The 17,754-nt window shown below is 76.5% G+C and carries 17 protein-coding genes; 6 read left to right on the top strand and 11 right to left on the bottom strand.

The window, feature by feature from the left end; genetic code table 11:
- Positions 1-13: 13 nt before the first annotated feature.
- The 7 genes from RM780_RS12035 to RM780_RS12005 form a co-directional block, all read right to left on the bottom strand.
- Complete coding sequence (locus tag RM780_RS12035; protein ID WP_311630643.1) at positions 14-856, bottom strand: PHP domain-containing protein; 843 nt, start codon at positions 854-856, stop codon at positions 14-16.
- Positions 857-865: 9 nt separating this feature from the next.
- Positions 866-1,504: a DUF6758 family protein gene (locus RM780_RS12030; protein ID WP_311630642.1), complete on the bottom strand. Its 639-nt coding sequence runs from the start codon at positions 1,502-1,504 to the stop codon at positions 866-868.
- Positions 1,505-1,582: 78 nt separating this feature from the next.
- Entirely contained in the window at positions 1,583-2,185 is a 603-nt protein-coding gene (locus RM780_RS12025; protein WP_311630641.1) for a suppressor of fused domain protein, read from the bottom strand.
- Positions 2,182-3,201, bottom strand: coding sequence for an EamA family transporter (locus RM780_RS12020; protein WP_311630640.1), 1,020 nt, complete (start codon positions 3,199-3,201; stop codon positions 2,182-2,184). Before RM780_RS12020 ends, RM780_RS12025 begins: the two co-directional genes overlap by 4 nt.
- Positions 3,202-3,319: 118 nt before the next feature.
- Positions 3,320-3,547, bottom strand: coding sequence for a DUF3107 domain-containing protein (locus RM780_RS12015; RefSeq protein WP_311630639.1), 228 nt, complete (start codon positions 3,545-3,547; stop codon positions 3,320-3,322).
- A 146-nt stretch (positions 3,548-3,693) separates the two neighbouring features.
- Positions 3,694-4,320, bottom strand: coding sequence for a TetR/AcrR family transcriptional regulator (locus RM780_RS12010; RefSeq protein WP_311630638.1), 627 nt, complete (start codon positions 4,318-4,320; stop codon positions 3,694-3,696).
- 133 nt (positions 4,321-4,453) lie between these two features.
- Positions 4,454-4,699 carry a hypothetical protein gene (locus tag RM780_RS12005; RefSeq protein WP_311630637.1) on the bottom strand — a complete coding sequence of 82 codons (246 nt, stop codon included), beginning with the start codon at positions 4,697-4,699 and terminating at the stop codon, positions 4,454-4,456.
- A gap of 345 nt (positions 4,700-5,044) precedes the next feature.
- Between RM780_RS12005 and RM780_RS12000 the strand changes: the two genes are divergently transcribed.
- From RM780_RS12000 to moeZ, 6 genes are all read left to right on the top strand, one after another.
- A complete protein-coding gene (locus tag RM780_RS12000) occupies positions 5,045-6,004 on the top strand; it encodes an alpha/beta fold hydrolase (protein ID WP_311630636.1) in 960 nt (319 codons plus the stop codon).
- A gap of 272 nt (positions 6,005-6,276) precedes the next feature.
- Positions 6,277-7,104, top strand: coding sequence for a DUF3152 domain-containing protein (locus RM780_RS11995; RefSeq protein ID WP_311630635.1), 828 nt, complete (start codon positions 6,277-6,279; stop codon positions 7,102-7,104).
- A gap of 190 nt (positions 7,105-7,294) precedes the next feature.
- Positions 7,295-9,034: a DUF3492 domain-containing protein gene (locus RM780_RS11990; protein WP_311630634.1), complete on the top strand. Its 1,740-nt coding sequence runs from the start codon at positions 7,295-7,297 to the stop codon at positions 9,032-9,034.
- Positions 9,031-10,056, top strand: a complete 1,026-nt coding sequence (locus tag RM780_RS11985; protein WP_311630633.1) for a hypothetical protein — start codon at positions 9,031-9,033, stop codon at positions 10,054-10,056. Before RM780_RS11990 ends, RM780_RS11985 begins: the two co-directional genes overlap by 4 nt.
- Before the next feature lie 95 nt (positions 10,057-10,151).
- Positions 10,152-11,093, top strand: coding sequence for an NAD-dependent epimerase/dehydratase family protein (locus tag RM780_RS11980; protein ID WP_311630632.1), 942 nt, complete (start codon positions 10,152-10,154; stop codon positions 11,091-11,093).
- 161 nt (positions 11,094-11,254) lie between these two features.
- Positions 11,255-12,433, top strand: coding sequence for an adenylyltransferase/sulfurtransferase MoeZ (gene moeZ / locus RM780_RS11975; protein ID WP_311630631.1), 1,179 nt, complete (start codon positions 11,255-11,257; stop codon positions 12,431-12,433).
- 30 nt (positions 12,434-12,463) lie between these two features.
- Here moeZ and RM780_RS11970 read toward each other — a convergent pair whose 3' ends face one another.
- The 4 genes from RM780_RS11970 to modA all read right to left on the bottom strand — a co-directional run bounded on the left by RM780_RS11970 (position 12,464) and on the right by modA (position 17,752).
- The gene (locus RM780_RS11970) at positions 12,464-14,113 is read right to left on the bottom strand and encodes an alpha/beta hydrolase (RefSeq protein ID WP_311630630.1); all 1,650 of its coding nucleotides are present in this window, start codon (positions 14,111-14,113) and stop codon (positions 12,464-12,466) included.
- A 253-nt stretch (positions 14,114-14,366) separates the two neighbouring features.
- Positions 14,367-16,019 (bottom strand): alpha/beta hydrolase, encoded by a 1,653-nt coding sequence (locus RM780_RS11965; protein ID WP_311630629.1) that lies wholly within the window; start codon positions 16,017-16,019, stop codon positions 14,367-14,369.
- A gap of 108 nt (positions 16,020-16,127) precedes the next feature.
- Positions 16,128-16,958 carry an ABC transporter permease gene (locus tag RM780_RS11960; protein WP_394812941.1) on the bottom strand — a complete coding sequence of 277 codons (831 nt, stop codon included), beginning with the start codon at positions 16,956-16,958 and terminating at the stop codon, positions 16,128-16,130.
- 5 nt (positions 16,959-16,963) lie between these two features.
- The gene (gene modA, locus RM780_RS11955; RefSeq protein ID WP_311630711.1) at positions 16,964-17,752 is read right to left on the bottom strand and encodes a molybdate ABC transporter substrate-binding protein; all 789 of its coding nucleotides are present in this window, start codon (positions 17,750-17,752) and stop codon (positions 16,964-16,966) included.
- Positions 17,753-17,754: the final 2 nt, after the last annotated feature.

Below are 17,754 nucleotides of genomic sequence, written 5' to 3'. Positions count from 1 at the left end.
GGCGGGGCGGCCGTCAGGCCGTCAGAGGCTTCGCGCCCGTCGCGCGGGCGATGAGGCGGGCGTAGGACTCGGGGGAGGTCGTGTTGCCGCCGAGGCCGATCGTTTTGGCGGTGCCGTGGTAATCGCTGGAGCCGGTGGTCAGCAGGTCCAGGCCGGTGGCCAGGGCACGGAGGCGGGTGCGGGCCGCCTCGTCGTGGTCCATGTGGTCGACCTCGACGCCGTCGAGGCCGGCCGCGGCCAGGCGGACGATGGCGTCGTCGGGGACGACCCGGCCGCGCAGCTCGGCCAGCGGGTGGGCGAAGACGGCGACCCCGCCCGCGCCGTGGATGAGGCGGATCGCCTCGAACGCGTCCAGCTCGTGCTTATCGACGTGGGCCCGGCCGCCGTCGGCGATCCACTCCGGGGTGAAGGCCGCCGAGACGTCCTCCACGACGCCCGCCTCGACCATGGCCGCGGCGATGTGCGGGCGGCCCACCGCCCCCTCGGCCAGCTCGCGCACCCGCTCGAAGGTGATCGGCACGCCGAGGCCCTGGAGCTTCTCGACGATGGCCCGCGCGCGCGGCACGCGGTCGTCGCGCAGCAGGTCGCGCTCCGCGGCCAGGGCCGGCTCCTCGGGGTCGAAGAGGTAGGCCAGCATGTGCAGGCTCACCCCGTCGAGGCGGCAGGACAGCTCCGCGCCGGTCACCAGGGTCAGCCCCCGCGGCAGGGCGGCAGCCGCCGCCGCGTGGCCCGCCACCGTGTCGTGATCGGTCAGGGCGACGACGTCGAGCCCGGCCGCGGCGGCCTTGCGGACCAGCTCCTCGGGCGAGTCGGTGCCGTCGGAGGCCGTGGAATGCGTGTGCAGGTCGATGAGCACCCGAACAGGCTACGCCAGGATGCGCGGCGACAGGGCGCCGCACGGCACCAGGTCCAGCTCCGAGCCCGCGTCCCGCAGGTCGGCCAGGACCAGGTCGTCGTACAGCAGCAGCCCGCACTCCTGCGGCCAGACCACCGCCCACAGCCACAGGCCCATCGCCTCGCCCGCGAAGACCGCCCGGTCCGCGGGCGCCGCGTCCAGCAGCCACAGCGGCGTGGGCCGCCCGCCCGCCAGCACCTTCGCCTTCGCCGGCCGCGAGGGGTCCAGCAGCGGCCCGGGGTCGGGCCCGTCCAGGCCCGCGTAGCGGGAGCCGAGGCCCACGCCCGGCTCCTCGGCGATCAGCAGCAGCTCCCCGGGCCCGCCGAGCGGGCCGGGCCCGGTGCAGGCCACGGCGCTGGCCCGGCCGCCGTCGCGGTCTGCGCCCGCCGAGGCGACCCCGGTGAACAGCCAGCCCACCGGCAGCGGCCAGGGCATCCACACCGGCACCAGGGTCCGCGCGACGGTCGCGGCCAGGGCGTTGACGCTGGGCGGGAGCACCGGCTGCAGCGGGTGCACGGGGCCGTGCGCGGCGCACTCCCAGGCGTCGGCGAAGAGGCCCGGCTCACGGACCCGTCCGCCGCACTTGGGGCACCTGGGTTCCCCTTTCACGGTGTCCAACGGTCCCCCCGCGCCGGGCGCGCGTCAAGCGTTGTCACACGCGCAGGCCGGGCGTTCTCCCGGGCGGGCTCAGGCGCCCAGCGCCACCCCGGAGCGCAGCGGGTCGCGCAGGTCGGTGCCGCCGGTCAGCCAGCGCTCCTGCAGGGCCTCCGCGCCGTGCACCCGCTTCCAGGCGGCCTCGTTCGGCGTCATCGGCAGCAGCGGCAGGAAGCGCACGGGCTCGCGCGGCTCCTCCAGGTCCAGGTCGGGCACCAGGCCGCCGCCCTCGCCGACCAGCACGGAGGTGAACGGCGCCCCGGGCCACAGCGGCTCCCCGAGGTCGAGCGAGCCGCCCGCCGCGACCACCAGGCCCTCCACCTGCGGGGTGGCGGCGAAGACGGCCAGCGCCCGCAGCACGCCGTCGGTGGCGGCCCGGCCGCCGCGCAGCGTCAGCAGCAGCTCGGCGCGCGGCCCGCGCTCGGGGTCGGCCAGCAGCGCCGCGGGGTCGGCCATGGGCGCGGCGGACATGCCGAGCGTGGCGTACCTGACCAGGCCCTGGCCGGGGTCGAGGAAGCGGAGCACCTCGATCCGGTCGGTGCCGAGGAACGTCACCGCCGCGCGCGCGCCGGGCTCGCCGAACGCCTCGGCCAGCCGCCGTTCCACCAGCTTCGTCACCTCGGTGCCGCCGGTCATCTCGTGGTCTCGCCTCGCTCGGGTCGTTCCGGTCGTCGTGGTCGTCCCGGTCGTCGGGGCCGGGGAAGGGGCGCGTCGGCCGCGCCCGGGGGCGCGGAAGGGGGCGCGCCGGGGGCGCGTTCGGCCCGGACGACCAGCGCCAGGCCCAGGAGGATCAGCGCCAGCGCGGGCCATGCCGCGGCCGGCGGCGCCTGCCCCAGCCACGCCGCGGCGACCAGCGCGGCGCCCGGCGTCTCCAGCAGCAGCGCCGTGGAGGTGACGGACGGGCCCAGGCCGCGCACCACGCGGTTGAGCAGCGAGTGCCCCAGGAGCTGGGAGGCGGCGGTCAGGGCCAGCAGCCGCAGCCAGGTCTCCGCCGGATAGCCCCCGGCCCCGCCGCCCAGCCCCAGGGAAACGCCTGCCGCCAGGCAGGCGGCCAGCAGCAGCGCCGCGGCCGTTCCGTAGCACCACAGCGTGTACGCGGTGGTGCTCGTGGTGCGCCGCACCTCGGCGCCGAGCAGGACGTACACGGCCGAGGTGATCCCGCCGGCCAGGGCCAGCGCGTCCCCGGCCAGGGCCCGGGGGGAGGCGGCCAGGTCCACGCCGGTCAGCGCGAGCACCCCGGCGAAGGCCAGCAGGGAGCCCGCCCAGACCGCCGCGGGTGGCCGCCGGCCGGTCAGCCGCAGCAGCACCGCCGTCCACAGCGGGGTGGTGGTGACCAGCGCGACCGAGGAGGCCACCGAGGTCAGGCTCAGGCTGGGCAGCCACAGCGCGAAGTGCGCGGCCAGCGCCGCCCCCGAGGCCAGGCTCAGCAGCAGGGCCCTGCCGCGCACGGAGGCCGCCTCGGCCCGCAGCCGGGGGCGCAGCGCGGCGGCCGGGGCCAAAGCGGCCACGCCCAGGGCGTTGCGCCAGAAGGCGATGGCGAGGGCCGGGGCGGCGGTGGCCGCGATCAGCGGCCCCGACAGCGAGATGCCCGCGACCGCGACGGCCAGCAGCGGCCCGTCGCGCCGGGCACGGCTCCCCGCGGTGGCGGACACCGCCCTTCCTCCCCTCGCGGTCCCGGTCCCGCGCCGGGCTGCGCACCGCTCCCCGGCGGGCACCCGGACGTTGAACGGCGGCCGGGGGACCCGGCCGCCGCGGCGTGGTCAGCGGGAGTCAGAGCGCGCCGAAGCCCACCCGGCGGGGCGTGGGCGTGCCGATCTCCACGTACGCCACCCGGTCGGCGGGCACGAGGATCTTGCGGCCCTGCTCGTCGACCAGCGTGAGCAGCTTCCCGTCCCCGGACAGCGCGGTGGCGACGGCGCCCTCGACCTCCTCGGCAGACTGCCCGCTCTCCAGAACGATCTCGCGCGGCGTGTGCTGGACGCCGATCTTGATCTCCACGGCTTGTTCCTCCGCTGCTCCCTGACGTGCGCGGTGATCCGCGCCGTACCAGCACAGGTTAGCCGCGCCGCTCGCGCGGCCTGGTCGCGGGCGGCCACGCCCACAGCGAACAGCCCGGGGGCGTTCCCCGGGCCGGGGCGTGGCCCTCAGTGCTGCATCGGGAACCCGGCGATGCCGCGCCAGGCGAGGGAGGCGGTGAGGTTGCGGGCGGTGTCCCGGGGGATCTTCTGGCCGGAGCTGAGCCAGTGCCGGGCGGTGATCTGCGCCATCCCGCACAGGCTGACGGCCAGCAGCATCGACTCGTCGTCGGGCAGGTCGGTGTCCTCGGCGATCACCTGGCTGACCAGCTTGGCGCAGTCCAGGGAGACCTGGTCCACGCGCTCGCGCACGGAGGGCTCGTTCGTCAGGTCGGACTCGAAGACCAGGCGGAAGGCGCCGCCCTCGTGCTCGACGTACCCGAAGTAGGCGTCCATGGTGGCGGCCACGCGCAGTTTGTTGTCGTGCGTCGAGGCCAGGGCCTGGCGCACGGCGTTGACCAGGGCCTCGCAGTGCTGGTCGAGCAGGGCCAGGTACAGCTCCAGCTTGCCGGGGAAGTGCTGGTAGAGCACCGGCTTGCTCACCCCGGCGCGGTCGGCGATGTCGTCCATCGCCGCCGCGTGGTAGCCCTGGGCGACGAACACCTCCTGTGCCGCCCCCAGGAGCTGGTTGCGCCGGGCCCGGCGCGGCAGGCGCGTGCCGCGCGGCCGTGCCTCGGTCTGCTCAGTGGCTGTCACGCCGCCTCCCGGTGGTGTGGGTCGGTGCGATCCACGCGTGCTGGTAGTACGCCCGCCCGTCATCCTACGTTCGAGTAGCTGCGCGGGGAGTACTGTGCGGCCAGGATTTCACTCTGCGGACAGCCGGGACCGTTCAGCGGTACTCGTCTTCGCCCGGGTCGACGATCCGGGCCTGCTCGGCGGCGTCCGCGGGATCGGCCTCCTCGGGGGGCAGCGCCGGGGGAGGGGCGTCGGGGAGCGGCAGCAGGGCCGCGCGCTGCTCCGCGGTGTCCGCCTCGGGGGACTCGTCGGCCAGGCCGGGCTCGAACAGCTCGGCCTCCTCGCGTTCCTCCGCGAGGAATTCCTCGAGGGTCTCCGGCTCCCTGGGGTCCTGGGACACGGCCGCCACCTCTCCGCTCGTCTGCTGGTTCTGGTGATCCGTCCGTACCGGGTCCGGCGGCGGACGTCGCTCCCGCTCTTCTGCTCGGTCCCGGGCCGCGCATGCCCGGCGGCGGGACATTTCCACCCTAGGCGGGCGGGGGCGGGTCCGCGAGCCGCTGCCCCGGGCGCACGCCGGGCGCGGCGGGGAGCTCGGCGGGGGCGCTTCCCGGGGCCCGCCCGCCCCGGCCGGAGGGCTCATCCGCCGCACAATTCCCGGCGGAAGGCAGGAGAAAGGGGAAGGAAACGGGAGGTGGCGCGGAAGCACGCGTAGGAGCCGCGGAGCGGGGCTCGTACTATGGCGCCCATGCCGACCACCGAACAGCAGCGGGCCAACGCGGCTCTTGCCGCTGCCGAGGGCTGGCCCGGGGTGCGGGACGGCGAGACCCTGCGGACCGTGGCCCTGCCCGGCCTGTCCCTGGCGATCCGGCGCCGCGCCGCGGCCCTGGACGACCTGGAGCCCGCCCTCTTCGTGCACGGCCTCGGCGGCTCCTCGCGCAACTGGTCGGCGCTGATGGAGCTGCTTTCCGCCGACGTCGAGTGCGAGGCCGTGGACCTGCCCGGCTTCGGCGCCTCCCCGCCCCCGGACAGCGGCGACTACTCCGTCTACGGGCACGCCCGGGCGGTCATCCGCTGCCTGGAGACCAGCGGGCGCGGCCCGGTGCACCTCTTCGGGAACTCCCTCGGCGGCGCCGCGGCAACCCGGGTCGCCGCCCTGCGCCCCGACCTGGTGCGCAGCCTCACCCTGATCTCCCCGGCCATGCCCGAGCTGCCGCCGCAGCGCTCCGCCCTCCCGACCGGCCTGCTCGGCATGCCGGGCATGGGCCGGCTGCTGGGCCGCTGGACGCGGGACCTGCCCGCCGGCCAGCGCGCCCGCTCCGTGCTGCGGCTGTGCTACGGGGACCCGGCGCGGATCACGCCGGAGGAGTTCTCGGCCGCCGAGGCGGAGCTGGAGCGGCGCCAGACCCTCCCCTACTTCTGGGAGTCGCTGAGCAGGACCGCCCGCGGCATCGTCAACGCCTACACCCTCGGCGGCCAGCACTCCCTGTGGCGGCAGGCCGAACGGGTGCTGGCCCCCACGCTCCTGGTGTACGGGGTACGCGACCGGCTGGTGTCGTTCCGCATGGCGCAGCGGGCCGCTCGGGCGTTCGCCTCCTCCCGTCTCGTCGTGCTTCCCGAGGCTGGGCACGTCGCGATGATGGAATACCCGGACGAGGTGGCGGGCGCGTTCCGCGAGTTCCTCGCCGCCGCGGCGCCGGGCGGTTGAGGACGCCGATGGATCACCGTCAGACCCCGGCGCCGCACCAGGAGTATCCCCATGCCCTTGATGCCTCCGAGGGGCCCGACGGCCCCGGCGGCGCGGACGCCCTCGCCGGGCGTGCCGTGCCGCACGTCCCGCAGCAGCGAAGTCCCGACCCCGCGGAGCGCCTTGCGCACTCCGCGGGGACGGCGCCGCGCCGCGGCCGGCACGCGAAGCCGAAGCAGCGCCGGTGGGCGGCGCCCGTGCATAGCCCCGGAAGGTCCCGCCGCGGGACCAGGATGATCACCGGGATCGCCGCGGCCTCGGCGCTGACGGCGCTCGGCGTCTTCGCCGCGCTGCGGCTGGCCGGCCCGGAGCCCGGCGCGGCGGCCGTGGCCGACGGGCAGCGGCCCGGGCAGGAGGAGCCGGCCGGCGGCAGGGGAGCCGACCAGGGGGGCACGCCGGCGCCCGACACGCTCCAGGGCGGCCCGGGCGGGACGAACGCCGAGCCGGGCGCCGCCCCGGCCTACGACGAGCTGCTGCACACGATGTTCCGGATGGACCCCGAGGCCACCGGCTCCGGGGAGCTGGTCCCCGTGGGCGGCAGCGACCCGGCCTCCGACCCGGACGCGGCCACCGTCTACCGCTACCGGGTGGACGTGGAGTCGGGTCTGGGCCTGGACGGCGAGTTCTTCGCCGAGATGGTGCACCGCACGCTCAACGACGAACGCGGCTGGGGCAACGGCGGCGAGCGCGGCTTCGCCCGGGTCTCCGGCGGGGACTACGACTTCGTCATCACCCTGGCCAGCCCCGGCACCACCGCCGAGTGGTGCGCCCTCTCCGGGCTGGACACCACCGAGGACAACGTCTCCTGCGACTCCGCGAGCACCGAGCGGGTGATGATCAACGCCTGGCGCTGGTCGCGGGGAGCCGAGACCTACGGCGAGGACATCGCCGGGTACCGCCAGATGCTGGTCAATCACGAGGTGGGCCACCGCCTGGGGTACAACCACGTGCTCTGCCCCGGCGAGGGGGAGCCGGCGCCGGTGATGATGCAGCAGACGAAGTTCCTGGAGACCGAGGGCCTGACCTGCACGCCCAACCCCTGGCCGCACCCGGAGAACTGAGCCTCCGCCGGGTCTCGGACGGGCCTTTCCCCGGGCCCGCCTCCGGCCGTTGTCCCGGCCCTTCCCCGCCCCGGCGGCCGTGTCCTAACGACACGCCCCGGGGCAGGGTCACGATAATTCACCCCTTTTGATGGTGCGACGGACAACCGTCCGTCGCACCAGCCACATGTAGACATACCGTCTTCCCGACATGAGCCAGACAGGGACCGGGGACCGGGGAGAGGCTGGGGGTGCGCCGGTGCGCGTCGCATTGCTTACCGAGGGTGGATACCCGTATGCACAGGGCGAGTCGGTGGCCTGGAGCGACCGGCTGCTGCGCGGCCTGGCAGGGCACGACTTCCACGTCTGCGCCCTCAGCCGCAGCCGCCGCCAGGTGCTCGGCCCCCGCCGCCCGCAGCCGCCCAACGTCCGCCGCGTGCGCACCGCCCCGCTGTGGGGGCCGCCGCCCGCCGGGCGCGTCGGGCGGCGCCTGGCCCGCCGGTTCGCGGAGTGCTTCACCGAGCTGACGGCCGCGCTGTGCCCCGGGTACCAGCCGCTGGGAGAGGACAGGGACGGACCTCAGGCGGACCGTTTCGCCAACGGCCTGTACGGGCTGGCCGAGTCGGCGGCCCGGCACGGCGGCCTCTCCACCTGGCTCTACTCCGAACAGGCCGTCCGCATCCTCCAGGCCGCCTGCCGCAGCCCCGGGGCGCCCCGGGCCGTGCACGCCGCCCAGGTCGCGGACCTGCTCGCCGTGGCCGAGCGCCTCGAACGCGCGCTGCGCCCGCTCTCCCTGGCCTGGTACGGACGCGACGGGCTGGCCGGGGTAGACCTGTGCCACGCCGTGGGCGGCGGGCCGGCCGCCCTGCCCGGGCTGCTGGCCCGGCGCTTCTTCGGAACGCCCCTGCTGATCACCGAGTACCGGGTGCGGCTGCGGGAGCACTATCTGTCCCTCGCGCCCTCGGCCGCCGGGGCGCCCGTGCGGGCGCTGCTCGCGGCGTTCCAGGTCCGCCTGGCGCGGGAGGCGTACGCCAGGGCCGCGCTGATCACGCCGGGCGACGGCCTGGCCCGGCGCTGGCAGGAGCGGTGCGGGGCCGACCCCGCGCGGCTGCGGACCGTCTACCCCGGCGCCGACGCGCGGCCGTTCCCCGCCCCCGCGCCGGGTCCGGCCGGGCCCGCGCTGGTCTGGGCCGGGCGCCCGGGGCCCGAGGCGCGGCTGACCGGGCTGCTGCACGCCTTCCGCGCGGTGCGGGAGGCCGAGCCGTGCGCGCGGCTGTGGATCGTGGGCGCGCCGGCCCGCGGCCGGGCGGACGAGTCGTACCTCGCGCACTGCCGGGATCTGGCCGCGCGGCTGTTCCCCGGGAGCCCCGGCGGCCCCGCGCGGGGCGCCGGGGTCGGCCCGGTGGTCTTCACCGAGGTCGGCAGCGCCGCGGTGCCCACGCCGGCCGAGGCCTGGGCCGCGGGCGCGGTGGCCGTGCTCGCCGGGGCCGCCGAGGGCTTCCCGGTGCCGCTGATCGAGGCCATGGTCGCCGGGCGGGCCGTGGTCGCAGCGGAGGCGGGCGCGGTGCCCGAGGCGCTGGGCGACACCGGCGTGCTGGTCCCGCCGGAGGATCCGGCCGCGCTCGCGGCGGCCTGCCTCGCGCTGCTGCGCGACCCGGCGCGCCGCGCCGCGCTGGGCGCGGCGGCGCGCGCCAGGGCGCTCGACCTCTTCACGGTGGAGCGCAGCATCGCCGCCTTCGACGCGATCTACCGCGAGCTCGCCCCCGCGGCCTCCGGCCCGCCGGACCCCGGGACGCCGCTGCCGCACCCGCCCATATCCGCCGCGCGCGCCCCGGGCCCGGAGGCCGCGGGTGCCGGTTCGCGCGCGGGCCTGCGGAGCGTGGGCCTGCCGGGCGGGTCTCGCGCGGGCGGGGGCGTGGCCGCGAGCCTGGCGTGGGGGGAGGGGACGTGAGGGGGTCCGCCGACCCGGTGCGGGAGCTGCTGGCGGATCACCGGGCGCTGTGCGCCGGGGCCGTCGATCCGCTGGAGATCGCCGCGGGGCTTGAGGCCAGCGGGCTGACCGACCGGGCCGCCGCCCGGTTCCGCCACCGGGACCTCTTCTCGCTGGCCGAGGAGCTGTACGCCCGCGCCGCCGCGCCCGCCGAGGCCCCGCAGCCCGCCGCGCCCGCGCCGCGCCGCCGCCCCCTGCGGCACCTGGCGCCGCTGCTGCCCGGAACGCTGTGCGCCGCCGCGCTGGCCGCGGGGGGCCAACGCCCGGCGCTGGCCGCCGTGCTGGGCGCGGCGGCGATCGGCGCCGCGCGGGTGGTCCTCTTCCGCCGCAGGCCGCCGGGGCCCGCGGCCCTGTGGGCGCTGCCGCCGCTGGGGTTCGCCCTGGGCGGGGACGCGGCCCTGGCCGCGCTGGCGCCGGGCGCCGCGGCCGGGGCGCCAGGGCCCGCGGCCGTGGCCCTGACCCTGGGGTTCGCGGCGGCGCCCGCCGTCTGGTGCGGCGGGTGGTTCGCGCGCCGGGCCGCGGGGCTGCTCGCGGCCAGCCGCGGCGTCGCGGAGTTCACGGCCCGGACCCGCGGGCTGCTGGCCGCCGCGCTGCTGGCGTTCCTGGCCTGGCTGCTCGCCGTGCAGGCCGCCGCCGGGGGCCTGTCCGCGAGCGCCGCCGGGGTCGCCTCGGTCACCGCGGCCGGGCTGCTGCTCGGCCTCACCGTGCTGCTGGCCGCCCATGGCCAGGGCCGGGCCGCCGCCGCGGGGCTGGCCTCGGCCGGGGCCGTCGAGCTGCTGGCCCTCGCACTGGCCGCCGCCGCGTGGCTGCCGCTGCCCGGCACCGCCGAGGCGGCGGGCCCGCTGCTGCGGCTGCTGGCCGCGCAGGGCACGGCGGCCGTTCCCGCCCTGGCCTGCGGCGGCGCGGCCCTGGCGCTGCTGGCGCACGCCGCCCGCGCCCTGCCCCGCGCCGCCGCGCACCACGCGCCCCGAGGCGGGCCCTAGGGCGCGCCGCTCCACCGCACGCCGCCCCGCACGGCCCCGAGGCCCCCCGACCAACCCGACACACGCACACGCAACGCAAGGAGCAAGAGAAACCGATGAGAGTGCTGCTTCTGGGCGCCGGCGGCTACCTGGGCCGGTTCGTGGCCGACCGGCTGCTCGCCGATCCCGCCGTCCAGCTCACCGCGCTCGGCCGCGGCGACGACGCCGACGTCCGCTTCGACCTCTCCACCGGCAGCCCCGGGGCTCTGACCCGCTTCCTGGACGCCGTGCACCCGGGCGTCGTCGTCAACTGCGCCGGGGCGATCCGCGGCACCGCCTCCGAGCTGGCCCGGCACAACACCGTGGCCACCGCCACGCTGTGCGAATCGCTGCGCCGCAGCGGCTGCCGGGCCCGCCTGGTGCACCTGGGGTGCGCGGCCGAGTACGGCCCCTCGCCGAACGGCTCCTCCATCGCCGAGGACGCCGTCGCCCGGCCCGGCGGCCCCTACGGAGTCAGCAAGCTGGCCGCCACGGAGCTGGTCCTGGGCTCGGGCCTGGACGCCATCGTCCTGCGGATCTTCTCGCCCACCGGCCCGGCCACCCCCGCCGGCTCGCCCCTGGGCCGCCTGGCCGACTCGCTGCGGAGGGCCATGCAGCACGGGGACAGCGAGCTGAAGCTCGGCGGCCTGGGCGTGCAGCGGGACTTCGTGGACGTGCGGGACATCGCGCGGGCCGTCCACGCGGCCACGCTCTCGGCCGCCCAGGGGGTGGTGAACATCGGCACCGGCCACGCCGTACGGCTGCGCGACGCCGCCGCCGCGCTCGCCCGGATCTCCGGCTTCGCCGGGACGCTCCACGAGCTGGACGCGCCCCCGCCGCCCCGGCACGGCGGGGAGGGCCCCGCGGCTGCCGCCCCGGCCGTTCCCTATCCGGACGGGTGCGGGCCCTGGCAGCAGGCGGACGTGCGCACCGCCCGGGACCGGCTGGGCTGGCGGGCCCGGATCGGCCTGGAGGAGTCGCTGGCCGACATCTGGATGGAGGCGGCCTGCCGGATGTGAGACCGCGCGCCGCGTAGCGGGGCCGTCGCCGCGGGGCCGGCCGGCCCCCGGCTGCCCGGACTGTGGCTGCCCGGACTGTGGAAGGGGAGTCTCGGAATGGGGAGGGCCGTGGCAGTGTTGAAGCCGGAACGACTGACCCACCCCGACCCTACGGAGTCACCGTGTCGCTGCCACCGCTGGTCGAGCCGGCCCCCGAGCTCACCGTCGACGAGGTTCGCAGGTACTCGCGCCACCTGATCATCCCGGACGTCGGGATGGACGGGCAGAAGCGGCTGAAGAACGCCAAGGTGCTCTGTGTGGGCGCGGGCGGCCTGGGGTCGCCCGCGCTGATGTACCTCGCCGCGGCCGGGGTGGGCACGCTGGGGATCGTCGAGTTCGACGTGGTGGACGAGTCCAATCTCCAGCGCCAGATCATCCACAGCCAGGCGGACATCGGGAAGCCGAAGGCGCTGTCGGCCAAGGAGACGGTGGAGGGCATCAACCCCTACGTCCAGGTGAACATCCACGAGGAGCGCCTGGACTCCTCCAACGTGCTGGAGATGTTCGCCCAGTACGACCTGATCGTGGACGGGACCGACAACTTCGCGACCCGCTACCTGGTCAACGACGCGTGCGTGCTGCTGAACAAGCCGTACGTCTGGGGCTCCATCTACCGCTTCGACGGCCAGGCCTCCGTCTTCTGGTCCGAGCACGGCCCCTGCTACCGCTGCCTCTACCCGGAGCCGCCGCCGCCCGGCATGGTCCCCTCCTGCGCCGAGGGCGGCGTGCTCGGCGTGCTGTGCGCCTCGATCGGCTCGATCCAGGTGACCGAGGCCATCAAGGTCCTCACCGGCACCGGCGACCCGCTGGTCGGGCGGCTGATGATCTACGACGCCCTGGAGATGACCTACCGCCAGGTCAAGGTCCGCAAGGACCCCGACTGCGCGGTCTGCGGCGAGAACCCGACCGTCACCGAGCTGATCGACTACGAGGCGTTCTGCGGCGTCGTCTCGGACGAGGCGCAGGCGGCGGCCAAGGACTCCACGATCACTCCGGCGCAGCTCAAGGAGTGGATCGACGGCGACGAGAAGATCGACATCATCGACGTCCGGGAGCCGAACGAGTACGAGATCGTCTCCATCCCCGGCGCGCGGCTGATCCCGAAGAACGAGTTCCTGATGGGGGACGCGCTCAGCGGGCTGCCGCAGGACCGCCGGATCGTCCTGCACTGCAAGACGGGCGTCCGCTCCGCGGAAGTGCTCGCGGTGCTGAAGAACGCCGGCTTCGCGGACGCCGTCCACGTCGGCGGCGGCGTCATCGGCTGGGTCAACCAGATCGAGCCCGAGAAGCCCGTCTACTGACGGCAGAAGCCCGGGGGCCGGTCCCCGCGGTCACTCGCCGCAGGTGTGTCCGTCCTGCGGGACGGTGCCTTCCAGCAAGTGGGCGTTGACGGTGTTGACCACGCAGGTGTCGCCCGTGGTGTACGCGCTGTGGCCCTCGCCGTGGTAGGTCAGCAGGGGCGCCACCTCCGGGCCGCCCATGGCCTCCTGCATCCGGCCGGCGCCGGCGTAGGGCGTAGCCGGGTCGCCGGTGTTGGCGACCAGCAGGATCGGTTCGGCGGCGTCCTCGGCGGCGTACCGCGGGCGTTCGGTCTGATCGGCGGGGACGGGCCAGCCCTCGCAGCCGCTCAGCCCCCAGACCATCCACTCGCCGAAGAGGGGCGAGGTCTCCATGAACTCCTCGCGGTACTCCCGCAGCTCGGCTATGGACATCCCCGAGGGGTCGTCCGCGCAGCGTATGGCGGTCAGCGCGGCGTTCTGGTTGCTGTAACGGCCCTGGGCGTCGCGGCCGTTGTAGAAGTCGGCCAGCAGCAGGAGGGTGTCGCCCGTGGAGGTCCAGAACAGCTCCTGGAGCCCCTGGGTCAGGTACTCCCAGCTCTCCTCGGAGTAGAGGCTGGCGATGATGCCGGTCATCGCCAGGTCCGCGGTCAGCCGGCGGCCGTTCGGGTCGGAGGTGGGCGCGGGAGTCTCCTCCAGCTGCTCGACCAGGTCGGCCAGCAGGCCGTTCCCGGCCTCGGCGTCGGAGCCGATCGGGCAGTCCTGGCGTTCGAACTCCACGCAGTGCTGGAGGTAGTGGTCGAGGGCGAGCTGGAAGCCCTCCAGGTCGAGGCGGGTCTGCGCGAGCCGGTCGGGGGTCGGGTCCACGACGGCGTCGAGCACGGTGCGGCCGACCCGCTCGGGGAAGAGGTGGGCGTAGACGCCGCCGAGCTGGGTGCCGTAGGAGATGCCGAAGTAGTGCAGCCGGTCGTCGCCCAGGGCGTGGCGCAGCAGGTCCATGTCGCGGGCGGTGTTGGCCGTGGTGACGTGGGGCAGCAGCTCGCCGGCGTTGGCCTCGCAGGCGGCGTAGTACTCCTCGTTCTCCCGCGTGAACTCCCGCTCCTCGGCGGCGTTCTCCGGCGGGCCGCCCGGCTCCTGGGCCTCGGCGTCGGTCGTGGCGTCGTCCAGGCAGGTCACCGGGGCGCTGTCGCCCACGCCGCGCGGGTCGAAGCTCACCAGGTCGAAGCCGCCCTCGCGCAGCTCCTGGTACTCGGTGCCGAACTGCGGCAGGGACAGCACGCCGGAGCCGCCCGGGCCGCCGAAGTTGAAGACCAGGGAGCCGACGCGGTCCTCGGCCGAGGCGGTGGTCCGGCTGCGTATCAGCGCCAGGTCGATCGTTCCGCCGTCCGGCTGATCCCAGTCCAGCGGGACGGTCAGCGTGGAGCACTGCCACTCCTCGCCCGGCGCGGTGCCCTCTCCCTGAAGGGGGGTGGGCGCCTCGCACGGGCCCCAGCGCAGCCGCTGCCCGGCCAGCTCCTCGGACAGCCCGGGGTAGGAGTCCTCGGCCGGGCGCGACTCGACGCCCGGGCCCCGCTCCCGCGGCCGTTCGTCGTCGCCCGAGCAGGCGGTGACCGCCAGCAGGGCCAGCGCGCCCGCGACGGCGGCCAGGACCCGGCGGCTCCGCGGCGGCGTGCGGCGGGCGCGCGCTGGGGTGAGTGTGCTCATCGTTCGTCCGTCTCTGTGCGTCACTCCGGAGGGCGAACGTACCTCCCGGCCGGGGCGGGCCCGTCGGCAGGTGCGCGGTGGGTGCGGCGGGTGCGGCGGGTGCGCGTGGACGGCGCCGGACGCGGTGTCCCCCCTCGCTCCCTTCAGACCCCCTTCGCCCCCCTCGTGGTTTCCTCCGAGGCTAGCCGGGGCCACTGACAGCGGCCCCGGGCAGGCCCCGGGACCCGCGGGAGCCCCGTGACGCCCCGGCCGCTCAGCCGCCGCAGCGGGTGTCGTCCTCCGGCACCCGCCCGCGCAGGAGGTAGGCGTCGACGGCCTCCCGGACGCAGTCGTTTCCCGCGTTGTACGCCCCGTGGCCCTCACCCTCGTAGGTGAGGCGGACGGCGACCTCCGGGCCGCCGAGGGCCTCCTGCATGTGCTCGGTGCCCGCGTAGGGGGTGGCCGGGTCGCCGGTGGTGCCGATCAGCAGGATGGGGGCCGCGCCGCGGGCGGAGACCTCGGGCCGGGAGCGGGTGCCGCGGGCGGGCCAGTGCGCGCAGCTCATCAGCGACCAGGCCATCGGCGGGCCGAACACGGGCGAGGCGTCCTCGAACTCGGGCAGCAGCCCGCGCACGTCCTCGGCGGTGTAGCGGTCGCGGGAGTCGGCGCAGCCGATGGCGGTGAGGGAGGACTGGAGGGTGGAGTAGGTGCCGTCGGGGTTGCGGCCGTTCATCGAGTCCCCGAGGGCCAGCAGTACGGTGCCGTCCGGGTCCTCGTCGGCCAGCGCGTCGTCCAGGCCCTGGGAGAGATAGGGCCAGAACTCCTCGGAGTACAGGGACTGGGCGATCCCGGCCCAGGCCAGCGCGTACGTCAGGCGGCGCCCGTCGGGGTCCTGGGTGCGCAGCGGGTCGCGTTCGAGGCGGGCGAGGAAGCGGGTGAGGCGGTCCTCGGCCTCCTCGGGGTCCTCGCCCAGCGGGCAGTCCCCGGCCTCGGCACAGTGCTCCAGGTAGGTCTCCAGGGCGAGCTGGAAGCCCTTGGCCTGGCCGATCGCCCCCTCCTCGCCGTCCCCGGTGGGGTCCACGACGGCGTCGAACGCTGCCCGCCCGACGCGGCGCGGGAAGAGGTGGGCGTAGACGGCGCCGAGTTCGGTGCCGTAGGAGATCCCGAAGTAGTGCAGCTTCCGGTCGCCCAGTACGTGCCGGAGGAGGTCGAGGTCCCGGGCGGTGTTGGCGGTGGTCAGGTGCGGGAGCAGCGGCCCGGCGGACTCCTCGCAGCCCTCCGTGAACTCCCGCAGCCGCTCGTCGAGTTCGCGCCGCTGGCGGTCGTTGTCCGGCACCGGGTCGGAGGCGAAGAACGCGTCGAGCCCCGGCCCGTCCAGGCAGGAGACCCCCTCGCTGTCCCCGACCCCGCGCGGGTCGAAGCTGACCAGGTCGTACCGCTCGTGCAGCCCCGCGTAGTCCTCCCCGAAGGCGGGCAGCGTGGCCACGCCCGAGCCGCCGGGGCCGCCGAAGTTGAAGACCAGGGAGCCGATGCGGCGGTCTGCGCGGGCCTGGGTCCGGGAGCGGATCAGGGCCAGGTCGATCGTTTCCCCGCCCGGGTCGCGGTAGTCCAGGGGGGCGCGCAGGGTGGCGCACTGCCAGGCGGAGCCCTCGGGCAGCGGGCTGGGGGACATGGCGTCGTCGCCCTGAGCGGGGTCGGGGGCCTCGCACTCCTCCCAGTCCGGCTCCTGGCCGGTGAGCGCCTCGGGCAGCTCCCCGGTGTCGGCGGGATCGGAGCGCGGCGCCGCGACCCGGCTCGCGGCGGGGCCGGGGGCGGCCGGGCCCGCGCAGCCGGCGGCGAGCGCGCCCGCGAGGAAGACGGCGAGAACGGCCGGGGCGGGCGTGGCGCCGGTCGCGGAGCGCGCCGCGCGGCGGGGGTTCTGGGGCATGGCGCGGGCTCCCGTCGTTGCTGCGGCTCGTTGCTCCGGCTCGTTGCTCCGAATGGGCCGATAAGCCTCATCGTGGGCGGGTGCCCCGGGCGGCGCACGCGGGCTGCGTCAGCCGGGTGACGTGCGCCCCGGCGCGAGCCAGCGCCCGCGCAGCGCGATCAGCACGGCGGCGGCAACGGCCAGCAGCAGCAGGGAGACGGCCGTGGCGCCGGCCGGGTCCTCCTGGAGGAGCAGGTAGACGTGGAGGGGCAGGGTCTGCGTGGTGCCGGGCAGGTTGCCCGCGAAGGTGAGCGTCGCCCCGAACTCGCCCAGCGCCCGCGCCCAGCACAGCGCCGCCCCCGCCGCCAGGGACGGCCCGGTCATCGGCAGCGTGACCAGCCGCAGCGTGGTCAGCGGGCCCGCGCCCATCGTGGCCGCCGCCTCCTCGAAGTGCGGGTCGAGGCCGCTCAGCGCCCCCTCCAGGCTGATCACCAGGAAGGGCATCGCCACGAAGGTCGCGGCCACCACCGCCCCGGCCGTGGAGAAGGGCAGCGTGACGCCGAGCGCGTCCAGCGGCCCGCCCAGCAGCCCCCGCCGCCCGAGCCCCTGGAGCAGCGCCACGCCCGCCACGGTCGGGGGCAGCACCATCGGCAGCAGCACCAGGCACCGCAGCAGGGTACGGCCCCGGAACTCGGCCCTCGCCAGCAGCCAGGCCAGCGGAACGCCCAGCAGCAGCGAGAACAGCAGCGCCCAGGCCGAGACCTGGAGCGAGAGGCCCAAAGCGGTGACCACGGCGGGGGAGGTCAGGCGGCCCGCCAGCCCCGACCAGGGCGCGTCGGCCAGGACCCCGGCCAGCGGGAGGGCGAGGAAGGCCGCGGCCAGTGCGGCGGGGGCCGCCAGGGTCAGGGGCGGGCGGCGGGGCCCTGAGCGGGGCCGTCGCCGCGGAGGGCGGGGGCGCACGGCCGTCACGGCAGCAGGAAGCCCGCGCCCGACAGCAGCTCCCGCGCGGGCTCCGAGGCCAGCCAGGCCACGAACTCCCCGGCCTCCTGCGGGTGTTCCGAGGCGTCCAGGGCCGCCGCCGGGTAGGCCGCGACGACGTTCTGCTCCGCCGGGACGGGCACGGTGCGCACGTCCCCGCCCGCCCCCGCCGCGTCGGTGACGTAGACCAGCCCGGCGTCCGCCTCGCCCAGCCTGACCCGGCTGAGCACGGCCCGGACGTTGGGCTCCTCCGAGTCCGGCGCGGCGGCGATCCCCTGCGCGTCCAGGATCTGCCGTGCGTACCGCCCCGCCGGCACCTCGGGCGCGGCCAGCACCAGGCGCAGGTCCGCGTCGGCGAGGTCCGCCAGGCCGGCCACCCCGCCCGGGTCGTCGGGCGGGGTGACGATGGTCAGCTCGTTGCGGGCGATGACGGTGGGCTCGCCGGTCTCCCCGGACACGCCCTCCATCGTGTCCGTGTCCGCCGTGACGAGCACGTCGGCGGGAACGCCCTGGGTGACCTGCGTCGCCAGCTCCTGGGAGCCGGCGAAGGAGAAGCGGACGGCGACGCCCGGGTGCGCGTCCTCGTAGGCCGCGCCCGCCTCCTCGAAGACGTCGGTGAGGGAGGCGGCGGCGAGCACGGTGAGGGTGGTCCCCCCGCCGCCGGCGTTCCCGTCCTCCCCGCCGGAGGAGCAGGCGGCGGCCAGGGCCAGGGCGGCGGCGAGGGCCGGGGCGAGCAGGAGGTGCGGAAGGAGACGGGTGCGCGGGGCGAGGGGCACGG

The organism is Streptomyces boetiae (assembly GCF_031845405.1).
GTDB lineage: Bacteria > Actinomycetota > Actinomycetes > Streptomycetales > Streptomycetaceae > Streptomyces > Streptomyces boetiae.
Note: the sequence above shows the minus strand (reverse complement) of the source record. Positions and strands in the feature narration are given on the sequence as shown.